Raw genomic sequence first — 4,398 nt, 5'->3', positions numbered from 1 at the left:
GCAAGCCGTGGTGGCATTGCCGCCGCTGAACATGAACCTCGCACGATATCTGGTGATCCAGGGGATCAAAAACAAAAAGATCCGCGCCCGCAGTGCGCTACGCCCTTTAGACGTCGCCGGTTTAAGCCAGCTTTTGGTTCAGGTGTCCAATTTGATCGTCGATTGCCCGGAAATTCAACGTCTGGATATCCACCCATTACTGGCATCCGCCGGTGAATTCACCGCCCTCGATGTTACGCTGGATATTGCCCCCTTCACGGGCGACAACGAAAGCAGACTGGCCGTGCGTCCCTATCCTCATCAGCTTGAAGAGTGGGTCGAAATGAAAAATGGTGAACGCTGCCTGTTCCGCCCTATTCTGCCGGAGGATGAACCCCATCTGCAGCAGTTCATTTCGCAAGTGACGAAGGAAGATCTGTATTACCGCTATTTCAGTGAGATCAACGAATTTACCCATGAAGATTTAGCCAATATGACGCAGATCGACTACGATCGGGAAATGGCCTTTGTGGCGGTACGTTGCCGTGATAACACTGAAGAGATCCTCGGCGTGACGCGCGCAATTTCCGATCCCGATAACGTCGATGCCGAATTTGCCGTACTGGTACGATCGGATCTCAAAGGGCTGGGGCTCGGGCGGCGATTGATGGAAAAATTAATTACCTACACCCGAGATCACGGACTGAGACGTCTGAATGGTATTACGATGCCGAACAATCGGGGGATGGTCGCCCTGGCCCGAAAACTCGGGTTTGCTGTAGACGTCCAGCTCGAAGAGGGAATTGTTGGGCTAACGCTTAATCTGGCCCAATATGAGGAATCGTGAGTAAGGTACTGGAAATGTTGACCACTTTAACGGGTACTGGTGTTATCATTGCTCGCTTATGTCGTCTGCATAGCACAGAGGACCCTTCAATGAACAGAGAAGAAATGCACTGTGATGTTGTCAAAATTTAAGCGTAATAAACATCAACAACACCTTGCCCAACTACCGAAGATTTCTCAATCAGTTGATGATGTAGATTTCTTTTATGCTCCCGCTAATTTCAGGGAGACTCTGCTGGAGAAAATAGCCAGCGCGACGCGACGTATTTGCATCATCGCCCTGTATCTGGAACAGGACGACGGTGGCAAAGGCATCCTCGACGCGCTTTATGCGGCTAAGCGGCAGCGTCCTGAGCTTGATATCCGGGTGCTTGTCGACTGGCATCGTGCCCAGCGCGGACGCATTGGCGCAGCAGCGTCTAATACCAACGCTGACTGGTACTGCCGAATGGCGCAAGAAAATCCAGGGATCGATATTCCGGTCTACGGCGTACCGATTAACACCCGTGAAGCGCTTGGCGTCCTGCATTTCAAAGGCTTTATCATCGATGATAGCGTTCTGTATAGCGGCGCCAGCCTGAACGACGTTTACCTACATCAGCATGATAAATATCGCTACGATCGCTACCAGTTGATTCGCAATGCGCAAATGACTGACATCATGTTCGACTGGGTCACGCAGAACCTGATGAATGGTCGCGGCGTGAATCGTCTTGATGATATCAATCGCCCTAAAAGCCCGGAAATTAAAAACGACATCCGCCTGTATCGTCAGGAATTACGTGATGCGTCATTCCATTTCCAGGGTAATGCGGATAATGAACAGCTGTCGGTGACGCCTCTGGTTGGGCTCGGAAAATCCAGTCTGCTGAATAAGACCATTTTCCATCTGATGCCCTGCGCAGAGCAGAAACTCACAATCTGTACCCCTTATTTCAACCTGCCAGCCATACTGGTGCGCAATATTATCCAGCTTCTGCGTGAAGGGAAAAAGGTTGAAATTATCGTGGGCGATAAGACCGCTAACGACTTTTTCATCCCGGAAGATGAGCCGTTTAAGATTATCGGCGCGCTGCCCTATCTGTATGAAATAAACCTTCGCCGCTTCCTGAGCCGACTGCAGTATTACGTTAATACCGATCAACTGGTCGTACGCTTATGGAAAGATGATGACAATACTTATCATCTGAAAGGCATGTGGGTGGATGATAAATGGATGCTGCTCACCGGCAACAACCTTAACCCTCGCGCCTGGCGCCTGGATCTGGAAAACGCCATTCTGATCCACGATCCTAAGCAGGAACTGACTCTTCAGCGTGAGAAAGAGCTGGAGCTCATCCGCACACATACTACCGTTGTTAAGCACTATCGCGACCTGCAGAGTATTGCCGACTATCCGGTTAAAGTGCGTAAGCTCATCCGTCGACTCCGCCGTATCCGAATCGACAGATTAATCAGCCGTATTCTGTAACCTGAACCCCGTCGCTGACGGGGTTTTTCCTATGGAGACGACGGTGCGCCTGTTTATTCTCGCCAGTATCCTGACACTTTCTGGTTGTAGCCATATGGCGAACGACAACTGGAGTGGGCAAGACAAAGCACAACACTTTATTGCCTCAGCCATGCTGGCCGCCGCCGGTAACGAGTACGCTCAGCATCAGGGAAACAGCGCCGATCGCAGCGCTGCCATCGGTTTCATGTTCTCCATTAGCCTTGGCGCATCAAAAGAACTTTGGGACAGCCGCCCCACAGGAAGCGGCTGGAGTTGGAAAGATTTTGCCTGGGATGTCGCCGGCGCATCTACCGGCTATGCCGTCTGGCAAATGGCCCACCATTAGAGGCGCAGGCCTTTACCTTTGCGGTGCAGCAGTAATGAGACAAAGAATGCAACCACGGCCAGAGCGGTGACGTACCAGAAAAATGTGGTTTCCATACCAACGGACTTCAGCGACAGCGCAACATATTCGGCCGATCCACCAAACAAGGCATTCGCCACTGCATAAGACAATCCTACCCCCAACGCGCGGACCTGCGCCGGAAACATTTCGGCCTTCAGAATGCCACTGATTGAAGTGTAGAAACTGACGATCAACAAGGCACACATGACCAGACCAAATGCCATATACGGGGAGGTCACATTCTGCAACGCCGTCAGGATAGGAACGGTAAACAACGTGGCTAATGCGCCAAAACACAGCATCGAGGTACGGCGGCCAATTTTATCTGACAACGCGCCGAACAGCGGCTGTACCAGCATAAACACGCACAGTGCCGCCGTCATTATACCGCTGGCCACGTTGGCATGCATACCTGCCGTATTCACCAGATACTTCTGCATGTAGGTGGTGAAGGTATAGAAACACAACGAACCCGCAGCAGTAAATCCGAGCACCATCACGAAGGCCTTGCGGTTACGCCATAGTCCTTTCAGGGAGCCTGCTTCTTTCAGCGCACGCACATCCTGTTTTGAGGTTTCATCTAACTGACGACGTAACCAAAGCGCGACAATCGCCAGTACGGCTCCCAGCGCAAAGGGAATACGCCAGCCCCATGCTCTGAGCGCTGAGTCTTCTAACGTTTGCTGTAATATCACCACAACCAGCAATGCCAGAAGTTGCCCACCAATCAAGGTCACGTATTGGAATGAGGCATAAAACCCTTTCTTACCTTCCACGGCGACTTCACTCATGTAAGTCGCACTGGTGCCATATTCTCCGCCAACAGACAGCCCCTGAAATAATCTGGCGAGCAGCAGCAGCGCAGGTGCCCAAGTGCCAATGGTTTCATACCCCGGCAGACAGGCGATCACCAGCGATCCCATACACATCATGCATACTGACAATAACATGGACTTTTTACGTCCGTGCTTATCGGCTATCCGGCCAAAAATCCATCCGCCAATAGGCCGCATCAGAAACCCTGCGGCGAAAACCCCAGCAGTCTGTAACAGTTGTGTGGTGGTGTTTCCTGAAGGAAAAAAGATATGGGCAAAATAGAGGGAACAGAAAGAGTAGATGTAGAAGTCAAACCATTCGACCAGATTCCCTGATGATGCCCCTACGATTGCCCATATACGACGACGGGTGTCGCTGTCCGTCAGCACCCGATTCTCAGTTACACTGCTATCAGCCATTAGAATTGTACCCCTGCCAAGGATCTTGTGAATTTATCAATGATGCCTAGTGCATTTTTAGTGAATGAGATGTTATATAATTGTTATTTTTTATTATGGGATATATATCACATTTTTAATTAGCAGGGAAAGGTTTCGGATTTTTACGAGGAGGGCAGGACGGATAAAGCGCTGACGCAGCTATCCACCCGCTTTCACATACAACAGACGCAAAAAAGCCCATCCGTCAGGATGGGCTTCTTCACTTGTTTGATGCCTGGCAGTTTATGGCGGGCGTCCTGCCCGCCACCCTGCGGGCCGTTGCTTCGCAACGTTCAAATCCGCTCCCGGCAGATTTGTCCTACTCAGGAGAGCACTCACCGACAGACAACAGATAAAACAAAAGGCCCAGTCTTTCGACTGAGCCTTTCGTTTCTATTTGATGCCTGGCAGTTCCCTAC

General features: G+C 50.9%; 3 protein-coding genes and 1 pseudogene. 3 read left to right on the top strand and 1 reads right to left on the bottom strand.

The window, feature by feature from the left end:
• From pat to FDW95_RS09935, 3 genes and pseudogenes are all read left to right on the top strand, one after another.
• A pseudogene (pat, locus tag FDW95_RS23710) lies at positions 1-826 on the top strand (protein lysine acetyltransferase); the annotation flags it as partial.
• 114 nt (positions 827-940) lie between these two features.
• Positions 941-2,296 carry a CDP-diacylglycerol--serine O-phosphatidyltransferase gene (gene pssA / locus FDW95_RS09940; RefSeq protein WP_115257746.1) on the top strand — a complete coding sequence of 452 codons (1,356 nt, stop codon included), beginning with the start codon at positions 941-943 and terminating at the stop codon, positions 2,294-2,296.
• Positions 2,297-2,339: 43 nt separating this feature from the next.
• Positions 2,340-2,663 (top strand): YfiM family lipoprotein, encoded by a 324-nt coding sequence (locus FDW95_RS09935; protein ID WP_096759352.1) that lies wholly within the window; start codon positions 2,340-2,342, stop codon positions 2,661-2,663.
• On the opposite strand, the gene FDW95_RS09930 is transcribed toward FDW95_RS09935, so the two are convergent.
• Complete coding sequence (locus FDW95_RS09930; protein ID WP_115257745.1) at positions 2,660-3,958, bottom strand: MFS transporter; 1,299 nt, start codon at positions 3,956-3,958, stop codon at positions 2,660-2,662. The two genes, FDW95_RS09935 and FDW95_RS09930, sit on opposite strands and share 4 nt — an antisense overlap.
• Positions 3,959-4,398: the final 440 nt, after the last annotated feature.

The organism is Citrobacter sp. wls718, from assembly GCF_005280945.1.
GTDB lineage: Bacteria > Pseudomonadota > Gammaproteobacteria > Enterobacterales > Enterobacteriaceae > Citrobacter > Citrobacter gillenii.
Note: the sequence above shows the minus strand (reverse complement) of the source record. Positions and strands in the feature narration are given on the sequence as shown.